Here is a 14,320-nt window from a genome sequence, read left to right as displayed (position 1 = left end):
GTGATATAGTTCAATCGTGAAATCATTCGATTATCGAACTATCGACAATTCCGCGAAGGACCGCGAGGGGTGGAGCGTGACGGACGACCGCTTGGAACAGCCGTTGGATCGGGAGCTGCTGGCGTCCATCATCCGGCGATACGAGGATGCGACATACCGCATGCACCGCCGGGTGAACGCGCTGCTGCGCAAGTGCATCGGCGAGGAGGATATCACGCTGGATCAATATCTGGTGATCCGGTATCTGCGCATGAAAGGCCGTTCGATTTCCTCGGAGCTGGCGGACGTGTTCGGCGTCGGCAAAAGCTCCATCACGGCGATCATCACGAGGCTGTTCGACAAACGGCTGATCGAGCGGCATCCGGACGCGAAGGACCGGCGGATGATCTATCTCTCGCTGACCGAGGCGGGCCGCAGGCTGGCCGAACTCGTGGACGAACGGATGCGGGATCGGCTGTCGGCGGTCATGAATCATTTCAGCCGCGACGAAGCGCTCCGGTTCATCGGAACCTACGAGAAAATGGTCGATTTGTTGGCGGAAGCGGCGGAAACGGAAGGAAGGGGCAGATCAACCGTATGAGACATGTCGTGAAATGGCGGTGGCTGGTGCTGGTGCTGTGGCTGGCCGCGGCGGCCGGTTTGCTGCTGACGTCACCCGACCTTGCCGAGCTGGTGCGGGAGAAAGGGCAGATCACGATACCGGACGACTATCCGTACGTCAAGGCCAATGAAATGCTTGACGCCATGGGCGACACCGGCTACTCGACGGTGCTCGTCTTTCACCGCGAATCGGGACTCACCGACGCGGATTTCGAGGCGATCCGGGAAGGCGTCTCGCGGTTTCAGGAGGACGGCGATGCGTACGGCGTCGTATCGGTGACGTCGCCCTTCGACAACGAAGAATTGGAATCGATGATGATTTCCGGGGACGGCACGACCCTGCTCACGCTGCTGAACGTGGAGTTCGGCGACCGGACGCCCGGGGAAGAGCGGGAGGCGCTGCACGAGGCGCTCGGGGACATCGATGTCGATCATTATCTCACCGGCGACTGGGTCATCATCGAGGACGTCATCAAAAGTTCCGAAGAAGGGTTGAAGAAGACCGAAATCATCACCTTCTTCATCATTCTCGTCATCCTGTTCATCGTCTACCGGTCGCTGGTCGCGCCGTTCATTCCGCTCTTGACGATCGGGCTCAGCTATCTGGTGGCCCAGTCCGTCGTCGCGTTTCTGGCGGAATACGCGGATTTCCCGCTTTCCAACTTCACGCAGATCTTCATGGTCGCGATCATGTTCGGCATCGGCACGGACTACTGCATCCTGCTGATCAGCCGGTTCAAGGAGGAGCTGACGAAGGACGGCGACAAGGTCGGCGCGATTCTGCGCACCTACCGGACGGCCGGGAAGACGGTGCTCGTCGCGGGGCTGGCGGTGCTCGTCGGCTTCACGTCGATCGGGCTGTCGCAGTTCTCGCTGTATCGTTCGGCCGTGGCGGTCGCCGTCGGCGTCGCGGTCATTCTGATCGCGCTCGTGACGATCGTGCCGTTCTTCATGGCGACGCTCGGGAAGGTGCTGTTCTGGCCGCAGCGCGGTTCCCTGGAGCACAAGGAAAGCCGGCTGTGGGGCGCCGTCGGCTCGTTCGCGATCAAGAGGCCGCTGGGCGCCCTGGCGATCATCGCCGTGCTGGCGGTGCCGCTCCTCGTGGCTTATCAGAACACCTTGACGTACAACCAGCTTGATGAAATCGGCGAACGTTACGAGTCGGTGCGCGGATTCAACCTCATCGCCGAAGGTTTCGGCCCCGGCGAGACCTTGACGACGACGGTCGTGCTGCAAAGCGATGCGCCGCTCGACACGCCGGAAGGGCTGGCCGCGGTCGAACAGGTGACGCGCCGCATGGCGGAAACCGAGGGCGTGAAATCGGTGCGCAGCGCGACGCGTCCGACGGGCGAACCGCTCGAACAGCTGCAGGTGACGTATCAGGTATCGGAGCTGGACAGCGGGCTCGGGCAGGGCGGAGAAGGCCTGAGCCGGATCGGCTCGGGGCTCGTGCAGGCGAGCTCGGAGCTGAAGGCCAATGCGCCGAAGCTGGAGGAGGCGGTGGACGGCGCGAAGCAGCTCGCGCACGGGACGGTCGAACTGCAGAAGGGGCTGGAGCAGCTCGGCGACGGGTTGCGGCAGCTCGCGCAAGGCTTGGGCCGCGGCGAGGCCGGCGCCGGCGAGCTCGCGACCGGCGCCGCGGAGGCGCGGAAGGCCGCGGAGCAGCTGGCCGCCGCCGCGGAGGAGCTGCTCGCGGGATACGAGCAGGTCGCGGGCGGCCTGGATCAACTGTCCGCAGGCTACCGCGAAATGGCGGGCCGGCTCAACGAACTGGGCGGCGGGCTGGCCGGACTTGCGGCCGGCATCGACGGCCTGGCGCTCAAATATCCGGAGCTTGCGGCGGATGCGGATTACCGGATGCTGCAGGGCACGGCGAAGCAGCTCCAGGAAGGCGCGGCGCAGCTCGTCGCGGCGCTGGAGCAGCTGAACGCGCAGCTGGGCGGCCTCGGCGCCGGCCTCAAACAGGCGAACGAGGGGCTGAAACAGGCAGCCGCGGGTCAAAAGGAACTGGCCGCAGGTCTCGCGCAGATTGCGGACGGCCTGAAGGAGCTGCAGGCCGGACTTGCGCAGGCCGCCGAAGGCCAGAACGCGATCCTGCAGCGCTTGCCCGAAATGTCGGGCGGCGCCGGACAACTGGCCGAAGGACAGGAGCAGCTCGCGGCCGGGCTTGCCGGGTTGATCGACCAGCTCGGACAGCTCACCGACGGGCTTGACCAGTCGGCGGACGGCCTCGAGCAGGTGGTGGCCGGACTGGAGTCGGCCCGCGAGTATCTGGGCGGGCTGTCCTCGTCGCCCGATCCGCAGCTGGCGGGGTGGTACCTGCCGGAAGAAGCGATCGAATCGGAAGCATTCCGGCAGGCGCTCGACCAGTACATGAGCGAAGACCGGCGGACGGTGAAGTTCGACGTCGTGCTGGAACACCATCCGTATTCGATCGAAGCGATGGATACGGTCGAACGGCTGTCGGACGCCATCCCGGGCATGACGGAAGGCACGGTGCTGGAGGGAGCCGATTTCGCGGTCGGCGGCGTCTCGAGCCTGAACAACGACCTCCGGAACATTACCGATGCCGACTATTCGCGCACGGTCATCATCATGCTGGTCGGCCTGGCGCTCATCCTCGTCATCCTGTTCCGTTCGATCGTCATGCCGATCTACCTCGTGCTGTCGCTGGTGCTCACGTATTACATGTCGGTGGCGGCGGCGGAGGCGCTGTTCGTCCGGCTGGTCGACATGCCGGGCCTCAGCTGGTCGATGCCGTTCTTCTCCTTCGTCATGCTGCTGGCGCTCGGCACCGACTACTGCATCTTCCTGATGGACCGGTTCCGCGAGTACCGGGATCTGCCGCCGGGCGAAGGCATTCTGAACGCGATGAAGAACATGGGCATGGTCATCGTGTCGGCGGCGGTCATCCTCGGCGGCACGTTCGCGGCGATGATGCCGGCGGGCGTCATGTCGCTCCTGCACATCGCGACGATCGTGCTGGTCGGGCTGTTCCTCTACGCGCTCGTCATGCTGCCGCTGTTCATTCCGGTCATGGTGCGGCTGTTCGGCGAGCACAATTGGTGGCCCTTCGGGCGCCGGAGCGTGCGCACCGGAGCGGGTGCCGCGCCGGGAGCGTGATCCGGCGGGCCGGAGCCGCGCGGCGATCAGCCGGGTGCAGCCTGACCCGCGGCAGCGGGCCGGACATGCGACCCGGTCCTCCGTCGACGGTCCGGGCGCGGAACCGGGTCCGCTTCGGCGGGGCCGGGCAGCCGGCCCTCGGCTTGACCCCGACCGCTTGATGACGAAAAACGCCGTCCTTCCGCGGCTTTGGCCGCGGAGGGACGGCGTTTGCGCTTTGCGCGCCGGGTTTTCATGCGAGCAGCGATATGACGAGCAGCTCGTACAGGACCAGCGGCAGGATCGTATTGTAGTACGGGTTGAAGCCGATGAACGGATTCCAGAAGGCGCGGTATCCCGGCGAGTCCAGTTCCAGGTACAGGATGCAGCCCTCGTGATGGCGGATGATGCCGTCATACACGGCACCGTCCATCGTCTGCACCCGCACCAGGCGTCCGGCGTAGGTCTCGCACAGGTCGCACAGCTTCTTCCGGATCGATAACAGGGATTCGGCGGCGTTCGCATCCGCGCGGTAGATGACCGTCGGTTTTTGTTCCATGGCTTACGGCAGCCTCCCAACAGCGGAATTCTGCTGTCAGGATATGCATTCGCCCAGATCGTGGTGCAGACCTCAAGCGTCCGCCGATCCCGGCCGAGGCGATCCGGGGGCGTTAATGTCAATCGTCCGTCCGGTAGACGACGAGGATGCAGGTCCGCTGGTGCTGCATGCCGTTGGCGCCGGTCTTCGTGTAGGAACCGTAGCAGATGTTGATGACCTGCTCTTCGCGCAGGGTGGCGAGGAATTCGTTCACTTTCTTGACGGCATGCGAGGATTCGGTGTCGAGAAATTCCTTCACTTGGATCATGCGGTTTCACCCCTGTAATGAAAATGTGGCGCCTGGCGGCGTTGCGTTGCTGCGCCAACAGGATGTCCGCCTTGTCGCCGCACTCCGGTCCGGGAGCAGATCCGGATATCCATCTTTTATGATACCACATTGCGATTGTATGCGCATTCAGCCCCGCCTGGTCCCGCACGAAACGGCCGGCCGCTTCCGGCATAAAACCTTCCCGCCCCGGTCATCTTAAGCGTGATTGGCAGATTGTACAGGGGGGATCGGCATGTCCAGACGGTTCAAACCTTCCGCGCTTGTCGGTTCGATCGCGGCGATGCTGCTCGGCATATGGACGGGCCTCGCCCTGTCCGGTCCGGATGCGGAGCGATCCGTGCCGGCGGCGGTGCGGGGAGACAGGAATCCGGCGGATTCCGCCTGGTCGGCGGGCGATCGCGCTTACCATTTCGGCTTCAAGAAAAGCCGGAACGGCGAGCCCGCGTCGATCGACCAGGAGGGATTCGGTCCGCTGCTGGAACGTTACGGCGCGGTGTTCCGGGGCAGTCCGGAGGGACGGAATCTGTATCTGACCTTCGACAACGGCTACGAGAACGGGTATACGGCGAAAATCCTCGATGTGCTGAAGGAGAAGGGCGTGCCGGCCTGCTTTTTCGTCACGGGCCATTACGTGCGCACGGAGCCGGAACTTCTCAAGCGGATGGTTCGGGAAGGCCACTTGATCGGCAACCATTCGTGGTCGCATCCGGACTTCTCGAAGCTGTCGGACGAGAAGATCCGCGAGGAGCTGGACCGGGTGAAAAGGGAGGTCGCGGACATCACCGGACAAAAGGACATGCGCTACCTGCGCCCGCCGCGGGGCATTTTCAGCGAGCGGTCGCTGCGCGTCAGCCGTGATCTCGGCTACACGAACGTGTTCTGGTCGATCGCCTACAAGGACTGGGACACGTCCGCGCAGCGCGGAGCCCGCTACGCCTACGAAAACGTCGTCTCGCAGCTTCATCCGGGAGCCATCATCCTGCTGCACAGCGTGTCGAAGGACAACGCCGAGGCGCTGGGCGCGATCATCGACGAGGCGCGCCGGCAGGGGTATACGTTCCGCAGTCTCGATCATCTGATGTCGCCGTTGCCGGAGCTTCCGATGTGACCGCCGTCCGGCCCGCCGGGAACGCGTGCGGTGCGGGACCGGCGGGAAGGTGCGGACGGAATCGCCATGGCGGGATGGCGTTTGCGTGAAGGCCCCGGCGGGGGTGGTCGCGCGGACCCGCCCGGCCGGAAGATCCCTGCGGAACCTCCGTCTTGCCAGGAACGCTTCCCGACCGCATAATGGGGGTGGCGGCATGTACCGCAATCTTGGAGATGGAGGCGGGACGACACCATGAAATACCGTCCGCTTGGCGACACCGGCATGCATGTCAGCGAGATCAGTTTCGGGACATGGGCGATCGGCGGCTCCTGGGGCAAGACGGATGACGCCGAATCGCTGAACGCGCTGGCGCGCGCGATCGACGCGGGCGTCAATTTCTTCGATACGGCGGATGTCTACGGCGACGGCCACGCCGAAACCTTGCTCGGCAAGGCGGTGAAAGGGCGGGACGACATCTACATCGCCACGAAGTTCTGCCGGGCCGCGAACATTCACGATCCGGCGGTGTACACCTACGAATCGGTGCGCAGGTTCTGCGAGGCGAGCCTGAAGCGGCTCGGCCGCGACCGGATCGACCTGTACCAGGTCCATTGTCCGCCGACGGACATCATCCGCCGCGGCGACGTGTTCGAAGCGCTCGACCGGCTGCGCGAAGAAGGCCTGATCCGCGCGTACGGCGTCAGCGTCGAATCGGTCGAGGAAGGGCTGATCGCGCTGCAGTATCCGAACGTGAAGGCGCTGCAGGTGATCTTCAACATCTTCCGGCAGAAGCCGGCGGAGGAGCTGTTCCCGAAAGCGCACGCGCAGGGCGTCGGCATTCTCGCCCGGTTGCCGCTGGCGAGCGGGCTGCTCACGGGGAAATTCACCGAGCAGACGACGTTCGAACCCGACGACCACCGGAACTTCAACCGGAACGGCGAGGCGTTCAACGTCGGCGAGACGTTCGCCGGGCTGCCGTTCGAGACGGGCGTCCGGCTGAGCCGGGAGCTCGCCTGGATCGGTGAAGGGCGCGGCAGCATGGCGGTCGCCGCGATCCGGTGGATCCTCGATCATCCGCATGTCAGCTGCGCCATCCCCGGATTCAAGACCGTCGCCCAGGTGGAGGAGAATCTCAAGGCCGCGGACGTTCCGCCGTTCACGGAAGCCGAGCGGGCGCGGCTGCGCGCGTTCTACGAGCAGAAGGTGCGGGCGCATATCCGCGGAAAGTATTGATCGCCGGCGCCGACGGGTGCGCGCCGGACGGGGACCGGACCGGAAGGAAGCATCATGGACGCGGAGGTAGCGCCGTGAGCCGGCCGTCGGCCGGGATGGAGCGCGCCTCCCGGGGGACGGCGGGCTGCGGGTACATATGGAACCCATCCCCCTCGCGCGGAAGCGACGGGGACGGGCATCGCGCGCCGTGTTTCGCAGGCAGGCACCAAAAAACCGGCAGGCGCACGCGGTTCGGGTCCGCATGCGCCTGCCGGTTCACACGATCGGAGCGCACCTGCCGCCGCCGGGTCCGCGTCCGCCGCATGGGTGCGGCTTTCGCCGGCCGCATCCGCGGCGTCGGGATCCGCTGCGGCATCAGGATGGGACGGCATCGGGAGCCGTCGCGGCGCCGGCGTCCGGCGCGGCATCCGCTTCCGCGGCTTCGTTCGCGTCCGCCGCTTCATCCGCGCCGGCGGATGCATCCCCTGCACCGGCCGCGGAAGCGGCGTCAGGGGCGTGACCGATGCCGGCAGCGGACGCGGCATCGGGAGCGGAAGCGTCATCGGCGACGTATGCGTCATCGGCGACGGACGCGTCACGGTCAGCGGCGCCGGAAGCCCCGGCTCCGTCCGACGCATCCGGCGCGTCCGCATCCGGCGCTTCCGCTTCTTCCGGCTCCGGCACCACCGCGACCGGCCGGTCATCCGGCGAGCGCTCCGGCAGCTGGCGGACATAGCTGTCGGAGAGCTGCAGCAGCCGGAGCGCCCGCTCGAACGCGTCCTTCGTGACGACGGTCTCGTCGCCCGGGACGCCGGAGAGCGGATAAAGCGTGCCGTCTTCCCAGGATTCACCCGGGATGAAGAGCGACCGGCCGTTCACCACCGTGCCGGAGGGCAGATAGTACCGCTGCGGAATCAGGTTGTCCTGATCGATCAGCAGGTTCTGCCCGAAATGGACGTGTCCGTTCAGCGGGATGCCCATCAGGGCCGCGACCGTCGGCAGGACGTCGACCTGGCCGCCGAGCCGCCCGTCGAACCGCTCCGCAGGGAGCCTGCCTTCCGCCAGGATGAGGAGCGGCACGTTGATCATGTCGGCGTAGCCGTATTCATGCCCGATCAGCTCGGCCAGCAGTTGCTGTTCGCGCCGGTTGAGCGAGTAGATCGGCAGGCCGACGTGGTCGCCGTAGATGACGACGAGGCTGTTCTGCCAGATGCCGCGCGCCTTCAGGTCCTCGACGAAGCGGCCGAGCGCCGCGTCCGCGTAGTGCTGCGCCTCCAGGTAGTCGCCGACGAACGTGCCGTCATACCGGGCGGACAGCCGGAGGTCGATCTTTTCCTTCGGCAGCGTGAACGGATGATGCGCCGTCATCGAGATGACCTGGGCGTAGAATTTGTTGCCTTCGGCCGCCACGCGCGCGAGCTCTTCGGCGGTTTTGCGGTACAGCACGTCGTCGGAGGCGCCGAAGAACACCGAGTCCTCCGTGCCGAAGAACCGGTCGTCGTAATAGCGGTCCCAGCCGAGCGCGGCGTACAGCTCGGTGCGGTTCCAGAATTCCGCGGTGTTCGTGTGGAACGTCATCGTCTCGTAGCCGCGCGCGCCGAGGAGCCGCGGCAGGCTCGGCAGCTCGCGGTCCACGTAGCGCATCGTGGCCGCGCCCTGCGGCGGAATGTAGAACGACGTGTTGACGACGAACTCCGCGTCCGACGTGTTGCCCTGACCGACCATGTGGTAGAAATCCGGGAAATAGAGCCCCTCCCGCGCGAGCGCGTTCAGGTTCGGCGTCACTTCCTGCCCCTCGACTTCCAGGCCGATCAGGAAATTCTGCAACGATTCCATCTGGATCAGGATCAGGTTCCGGCCCGCGGCCCATCCCTGGTACGGGGACGGGAACACGCGCCGGACGCCCTTCAGCTCGTCGATCGCATCCTGGGTGATCTCGGATTTGTCGATCAGCTCGTATTCATCGTTCGCGATCAGGGCGTACGCCTCATAGTTGAGGATGCCCATCTCGGCCGCCTGGACGACCTCGTTCATGCTCGTCCGGTGGGGCCAGATGTTCATGATGCAGCCGATGACCGACAGCGCGAAGATGAGCGTCATGATGCCGCGGCGCTCGTTCGGCCGGTTGCAGATGCGCAGCAGCCGGTAGACGGGCCCGTGCTTCTTCCGCCGGCCGTCGATCAGCAGGTAGATGAACACGACGATGTCGCTGAAGATGAACAGGAACTGCGGATGGATCAGCGAGAAGACGCTGTTCTTCACCGCCGTCACCTGGTTGACCTGCTCCAGCGCGCGCCAGGTGGCGATGACGCCGTAGTATTTGTAGTAAATGATGACCGAGAAGAAGATGGCGGTCAGCGCCAGATTCACGATCAGGTAGGCGGTCATTTTGCGCTTGGACGAGAACCACTCGATCAGGCAGAAGATCGCCCAGATGAACGGAATTTCCGAGACGAGCGGCGCCCAGAACGGCATGTCGTCGAAGATCGCAAGCCATGCCACGTAGCTCTTGAACACCATGATGATCGAGAAAAAGATAAACGGCCGCGAACCGAACATCCGGTAGACTCTGCCCGGCAGAGCCGACCTCATGGGACTTCCCCCTCGCCAAGACAACAAGCCGGTTACGATCGTGCGCGGCCGGCTTGCTGTTTTTTCTGTATAATAGACGTATCATTCCTTGTCAGGGTTGGCTCATTTCATTATGCATCGGAGGCAAGCCGCTGTCAAAGGCGATTCGCGGATGTGACGGGGTGAGAATGACCAAATTTCCATCGAATTGGCATTTGCCCGTGCCGCCTTTGCCAATTTGTATCCGGGAGTGGTGGAGAATTGGATTTGTTCAACCTGTGGTGGGGCGTCCTGTTCGGGATCGTCCAGTTCGCGCTGTTCCTTGCATGCTACCGGCTGTTCGGGCGAGTCGGCCTGTTCGCCTGGGTCGGCGTCGCGACGGTGCTCGCCAATCTGCAGGTCGTCAAGACGATTGAAATGCTCGGCCTCGTCATGACGCTCGGCAACATCACCTACGCCTCGATCTACATGGCGACCGACCTGCTGAACGAGCGGCACGGCCGGGAGGAGGCGAAGCGCGCGGTCTGGTTCGGCTTCTTCTTCCTCTTCGCGTCCACGCTGGTCATGCAGCTTGCGCTCGTGTTCCGGCCGGACGCGTCCAGCCTGGAGATGCAGACGGCGATGGAGACGGTGTTCGGTCTGGCGCCGCGGGTGGCGGCGGGGAGCCTCGCCGCCTATCTGGTCAGCCAGGTGCTCGACGTGCATCTGTTCAGCCGGCTCAGGCGGCGGTACGCGGCGCACGGGCAGTTCTGGATCCGGATCCTCGGCAGCACGCTGGTCAGCCAGTTCGTCGATACGCTGGTGTTCTGCACGATCGCATTTGCGGGCGTGTTCGAGGCGGCGATCTGGGTGGACATCCTCGTGACGACGTATCTGATCAAGTTCGTCGTCTCGGGAGCCGGCACGCCGGTGCTCTACATCGCGCGGAGCTTCAGGGACACGGAGGGGCTGTGGCACCGGCTCGGACGGAAGGACGGATAGCCCGGATGCGACGGGAGCCCGTCTCTTCCGGGGGTACGGGACGGGCATCCGGGATGTTCCTTCGGCCGCATGGCGATCCTGTCCCCTTCGATCGGCGGCATCCGTCCGGTTGATCGAAGGGGATATGCTTCAGTTGAGCGAAGGGGATAGGATGCAAAAGAGCCGTGGACAACCGCCTTGCCGGGTGAAGGGGCCCCATCCGGCAATTTTTGGCCGGGGCATCGCTCCCGTTGACAGGCGGACCATTTTCGGGTTATGATCCGGGTGAGAATTGGTCCACCCAATCGACCAATTTTGATGGAAAGGGTGGAAGAAAGAACCGATGGCGATCAGGAAAATCAAATATCAGCGGGTTTACGAAAACGTGATCGAACAGATCAAAGAGATGATCATCGAAGGGAACCTGAAGCCGGGGGATCTGCTGCCGACCGAGCGGGAGCTGGCGCAGGCGTTCGGCATCAGCCGGGGCACCCTGCGCGAAGCGTTCCGCATCCTGGAACGGGAGAATCTGATCGAGACGAAGCCGGGCGGCGGCCGTTACCTGTCCCGCTCGATCGAATCGATCGAGGACCAGAACCGGATTCTGGACAACATCGAACGCGCGACGATCATCGAGCTGCTCGAGGCGCGCGAAATTTTCGAGACCGGCATCGTCCAGCTGGCCTGCGAGCGGGCGACGGAGGAGGACATCGCGGAGATCGTCGCCGCCTTCGAGCGCTGGGGCGCCGAGGACGAGGAGGACCACACGCGCCCGGACCAGGCGTTCCATCTCTCGATCGCGAAGGCTTCGCACAACGTCGTGCTCATCAACATCATGGAACTGCACATGGATTTGCTCCGGCGGACGCTGAGCAAGACGCTGCAGAACGCCGGCCGCCGCGAGGAGGTCTACCGGGAACACCAGCAGATCGTCGAGGCGATCAAGCGCCGGGACGCCGAGCAGGCGAAGGCCGCGCTGCTGCACCATCTGCAGAAGGTCAAGGAAAACATTCTGGTGAAGCAGACGTTCTGATGCTTTTCCTTGAAATTGGATCACCCAGCAACCAAGTGATCCGCATGATCGGAGCGATCGTTGATTCGGGCAGCCGGGCGATCAGGGGCGGTCCGGATGACCGGAGCGGCAACCGGATCACCCGGCAGTCCAATGGCACATGGACCGCAAAATTGGACCACCCAGCAATCCAATCATACCGGCGGCCGGCCGCGGCATCATCCGCCGACGCGGCGGGATGATCCGCCGGCATCGCCGGCATCACGGGAAAACGAGGGAAGCAAGATGGGCCAGGAAATCCGCATTCTGTCGCCCTGCGGGATGCTCGGGTACGGATTCCCGGAGGAATCGTTCCGCAGGGGCATGGAGCATCAGGTGCACGCCGTCGTCGTCGACGCGGGGTCGACCGACGGAGGACCGCACAAGCTGGGAGCCGGCGTCCCGATCGTCAGCCGCCGCGCGTACAAGAAGGATCTGGAGATCATCCTCGGTGCGTGCCTGCCGCGGAACGTGCCGGTCATCATCGGCTCCGCCGGGGGATCGGGTGCGCGGCCGCACGTCGAATGGACGCTCGAGATCATCGGGGAGATTCTGCGGGAGCTCGGGACGACCGCGAAGATCGCCGTGATCCGGGCGGACTTTACGCAGGAGCAGGTGCTGGACGCGCTCCGGCAGGGCAAAATCGTCCCGCTCTCGCCCAACATTCCGCCGCTGACGGAGCAGGCGGTCCGCGAGACCGCCAGCATCGTGGGCCAGATGGGGCACGAGCCCGTGGTCAAGGCGCTGGAGGCGGGCAGCGACATCATCGTCTGCGGCCGATCCTACGATCCGTCACCGTTCGCCGCGGTGGGCCTGCTGCACGGCAAGGATCCGGGGCTCAGCTATCACCTCGGCAAGATTCTGGAATGCGGCGCGCTCTGCGCGGAGCCGGCGACGACGAAGGACTGCATCCTCGGCACGATCGCGGACGACCACTTCACGGTGCGGGCGCTCAGCGACTGCCGCGCCTGCACGCCGATCAGCGTGGCGGCCCACACGTTCTACGAGAAGGATCATCCGTATCTGCTGCAGGGCCCGGGGTTTGTCCTCGATCTCGAGCGCTGCGAGTTCACGGAACCCGAACCGGGGATCGTGCGCGTGAGCGGCAGCCGCTATCTGCCGCAGGACAAGACGTACGTCAAGCTCGAGGGCGCCCGGCTCACCGCGTACCGCACGTTCGTGATCGCGGGCATCCGGGACCCGATCCTGCTCGGGAAGCTGGAGGAAGTCGAAGCGGCCGTCGCCGGACAGACGAAGCGCTATTATCCGGAGATCGACGAGCGCGATTACGAGATCCGTTTCCTGAATTACGGCATGAACGCGGTGCTCGGCGAGCGGGAGTTCGAGCCGTTCCGCGGCCACGAGGTCGGCGTCCTGTTCGAGGTCACGGCGAAGACGCAGGAGCTGGCGAGCAGCATCTGCGCGACGCTGCGATCCACGTTCCTGCATTACGGATACGAGGGGCGCAAGTCGACGGCGGGCAATCTCGCGTTTCCGTTCGCGCCGAGCGACATCGAGTTCGGTCCGGTGTACGAGTTCTCGATTTATCACCTGATGGAATGGCGCGCGGACGATTTTCCGATCGAGTATCGGCTGGGAGGCGTTCGGGGTGGCGAAGCTGGGTGACATCGCCAGGGTCATCAGGAGCAAAAACGCCGGTCCGTTCGAGATTACGCTGGATTGTCTGTTCGACAATCGCGAACACTATGAACGTGTGAAGCGGTCGAACGCGATCACGAGGGAGACGATCGCGAGGCTGTACCGGATCCGGGAAGACCAGGTGCATCGGATCGTGTTCTACGACCAGGCGCTCGGCTTCAAGGTGACGATCGCCCGGGACGCATCTTCGGGATCGGCCGGCGACCGCGACGTCTACGGCGCCCAGCAGCACGCGCCGCTGATGAATCTCGACGTGACGACGGAGGAGGGAGGTGGAGCTCCGTGAAGGTGCTGAAAAGGCTGCGGCAAGACTGGGTCCTGTACGCCATGCTGGCGCCTCCCCTCGCGTATTTCGTCGTCTTCCACGTGATTCCGATCCTGGGCATGCGGCTCGCGTTCCAGGATTACCGGATCATCGGGGACAACGTGTGGGTCGGCACGAAGCATTTCGAGGTGCTGTTCAGCTCGCCGGCGTTCCTGAACGTCCTCCGGAACACCGTGATCATCAGCGCGATGAAAATGATCCTCGGATTTCCGGTGCCGATCCTGCTCGCGATCCTGATCAACGAGGTGACGCAGCGCCATTTCCGCAAATACGTGCAGTCGGTCGTCTATCTGCCGCACTTCCTGAGCTGGGTCGTGATCGCGGGGATCTGGATCAAGCTGCTCAGCCCGTCCGAGGGCGCGGTCAACCTGATCGCGGACTTCCTCGGCCTGCCGACGGTCGACTACATGACGAGCAAGGACCATATCCGCTGGGTGTTCGTCGTATCGGAAATCTGGCGCAGCGCGGGCTGGGACTCGATCATCTACCTGGCGGCGATCATGAGCATCAGCCCGGCCCTGTACGAGGCCGCGAAGATCGACGGGGCGACCCGCCTCCAGTCGATGATCCACATCACGCTGCCGCAGATCGTCGGCACAATTGTAACCGTCTTCATCCTGAATCTCGGCTTCTTCATGAGCGCCGGATTCGACCAGGTGTTCAACATGATGAACGACGCGGTCATCAGCGTGGCGGACATTCTGGATACGTACGTGTACCGGATCGGCATCGTGAACGGCCAGTTCGCGTATTCGACGGCGGCCAGCCTGTTCAAGGGCGTCATCGGGATCGTGCTGATCCTCGGCACGCACTTCACCTCGAAGCGGCTGACCGGCAGGGGACTCTGGTAGAAAGGGGCGACGGGC

Annotated in this window: 12 protein-coding genes; 9 read left to right on the top strand and 3 right to left on the bottom strand. The window is 64.3% G+C overall.

Translation table 11 applies throughout. The features are described from left to right. Window positions 1-76: 76 nt before the first annotated feature. Together A9Z00_RS01210 and A9Z00_RS01205 are read left to right on the top strand one after the other, a co-directional pair. Entirely contained in the window at window positions 77-580 is a 504-nt protein-coding gene (locus A9Z00_RS01210) for a MarR family winged helix-turn-helix transcriptional regulator (protein ID WP_296973498.1), read from the top strand. Further along, window positions 577-3,723 (top strand): MMPL family transporter, encoded by a 3,147-nt coding sequence (locus tag A9Z00_RS01205; protein ID WP_296973495.1) that lies wholly within the window; start codon window positions 577-579, stop codon window positions 3,721-3,723. The genes A9Z00_RS01210 and A9Z00_RS01205 overlap by 4 nt, the downstream gene beginning before the upstream one ends. A 232-nt stretch (window positions 3,724-3,955) precedes the next feature. Here the strand turns inward: A9Z00_RS01205 and A9Z00_RS01200 are convergent, their stop codons facing one another. Both A9Z00_RS01200 and A9Z00_RS01195 read right to left on the bottom strand, forming a co-directional pair. Further along, window positions 3,956-4,261 carry a hypothetical protein gene (locus A9Z00_RS01200; RefSeq protein WP_296973492.1) on the bottom strand — a complete coding sequence of 102 codons (306 nt, stop codon included), beginning with the start codon at window positions 4,259-4,261 and terminating at the stop codon, window positions 3,956-3,958. A 118-nt stretch (window positions 4,262-4,379) separates the two neighbouring features. Continuing rightward, window positions 4,380-4,568, bottom strand: coding sequence for a sporulation protein Cse60 (locus A9Z00_RS01195; RefSeq protein ID WP_296973490.1), 189 nt, complete (start codon window positions 4,566-4,568; stop codon window positions 4,380-4,382). 253 nt (window positions 4,569-4,821) lie between these two features. Here A9Z00_RS01195 and pdaA point away from each other — a divergent pair, with 253 nt between their 5' ends. Next, window positions 4,822-5,697 (top strand): delta-lactam-biosynthetic de-N-acetylase, encoded by an 876-nt coding sequence (gene pdaA, locus A9Z00_RS01190; protein ID WP_296973488.1) that lies wholly within the window; start codon window positions 4,822-4,824, stop codon window positions 5,695-5,697. Between the two features lie 231 nt (window positions 5,698-5,928). Further along, window positions 5,929-6,909, top strand: coding sequence for an aldo/keto reductase (locus tag A9Z00_RS01185; RefSeq protein ID WP_296973485.1), 981 nt, complete (start codon window positions 5,929-5,931; stop codon window positions 6,907-6,909). Window positions 6,910-7,263: 354 nt separating this feature from the next. On the opposite strand, the gene A9Z00_RS01180 is transcribed toward A9Z00_RS01185, so the two are convergent. After that, window positions 7,264-9,480: an LTA synthase family protein gene (locus A9Z00_RS01180; RefSeq protein WP_367188953.1), complete on the bottom strand. Its 2,217-nt coding sequence runs from the start codon at window positions 9,478-9,480 to the stop codon at window positions 7,264-7,266. A gap of 246 nt (window positions 9,481-9,726) precedes the next feature. Here A9Z00_RS01180 and A9Z00_RS01175 point away from each other — a divergent pair, with 246 nt between their 5' ends. The 5 genes from A9Z00_RS01175 to A9Z00_RS01155 all read left to right on the top strand — a co-directional run bounded on the left by A9Z00_RS01175 (window position 9,727) and on the right by A9Z00_RS01155 (window position 14,305). Further along, window positions 9,727-10,440: a queuosine precursor transporter gene (locus tag A9Z00_RS01175; RefSeq protein WP_296973638.1), complete on the top strand. Its 714-nt coding sequence runs from the start codon at window positions 9,727-9,729 to the stop codon at window positions 10,438-10,440. A 322-nt stretch (window positions 10,441-10,762) separates the two neighbouring features. Continuing rightward, window positions 10,763-11,452, top strand: a complete 690-nt coding sequence (locus A9Z00_RS01170; RefSeq protein WP_296973482.1) for a FadR/GntR family transcriptional regulator — start codon at window positions 10,763-10,765, stop codon at window positions 11,450-11,452. Between the two features lie 264 nt (window positions 11,453-11,716). Next, the gene (locus A9Z00_RS01165; RefSeq protein ID WP_296973479.1) at window positions 11,717-13,096 is read left to right on the top strand and encodes an acyclic terpene utilization AtuA family protein; all 1,380 of its coding nucleotides are present in this window, start codon (window positions 11,717-11,719) and stop codon (window positions 13,094-13,096) included. Continuing rightward, a complete protein-coding gene (locus tag A9Z00_RS01160; protein ID WP_296973477.1) occupies window positions 13,080-13,415 on the top strand; it encodes a DUF4387 domain-containing protein in 336 nt (111 codons plus the stop codon). Before A9Z00_RS01165 ends, A9Z00_RS01160 begins: the two co-directional genes overlap by 17 nt. Continuing rightward, the gene (locus A9Z00_RS01155; protein WP_296973475.1) at window positions 13,412-14,305 is read left to right on the top strand and encodes an ABC transporter permease; all 894 of its coding nucleotides are present in this window, start codon (window positions 13,412-13,414) and stop codon (window positions 14,303-14,305) included. Before A9Z00_RS01160 ends, A9Z00_RS01155 begins: the two co-directional genes overlap by 4 nt. Window positions 14,306-14,320: the final 15 nt, after the last annotated feature.

It is taken from the genome of Thermobacillus sp. ZCTH02-B1, assembly GCF_002159085.1.
In the GTDB taxonomy this organism is placed as follows: domain Bacteria; phylum Bacillota; class Bacilli; order Paenibacillales; family Paenibacillaceae; genus Thermobacillus.
This window is presented reverse-complemented; position numbering and strand designations above follow the sequence as displayed.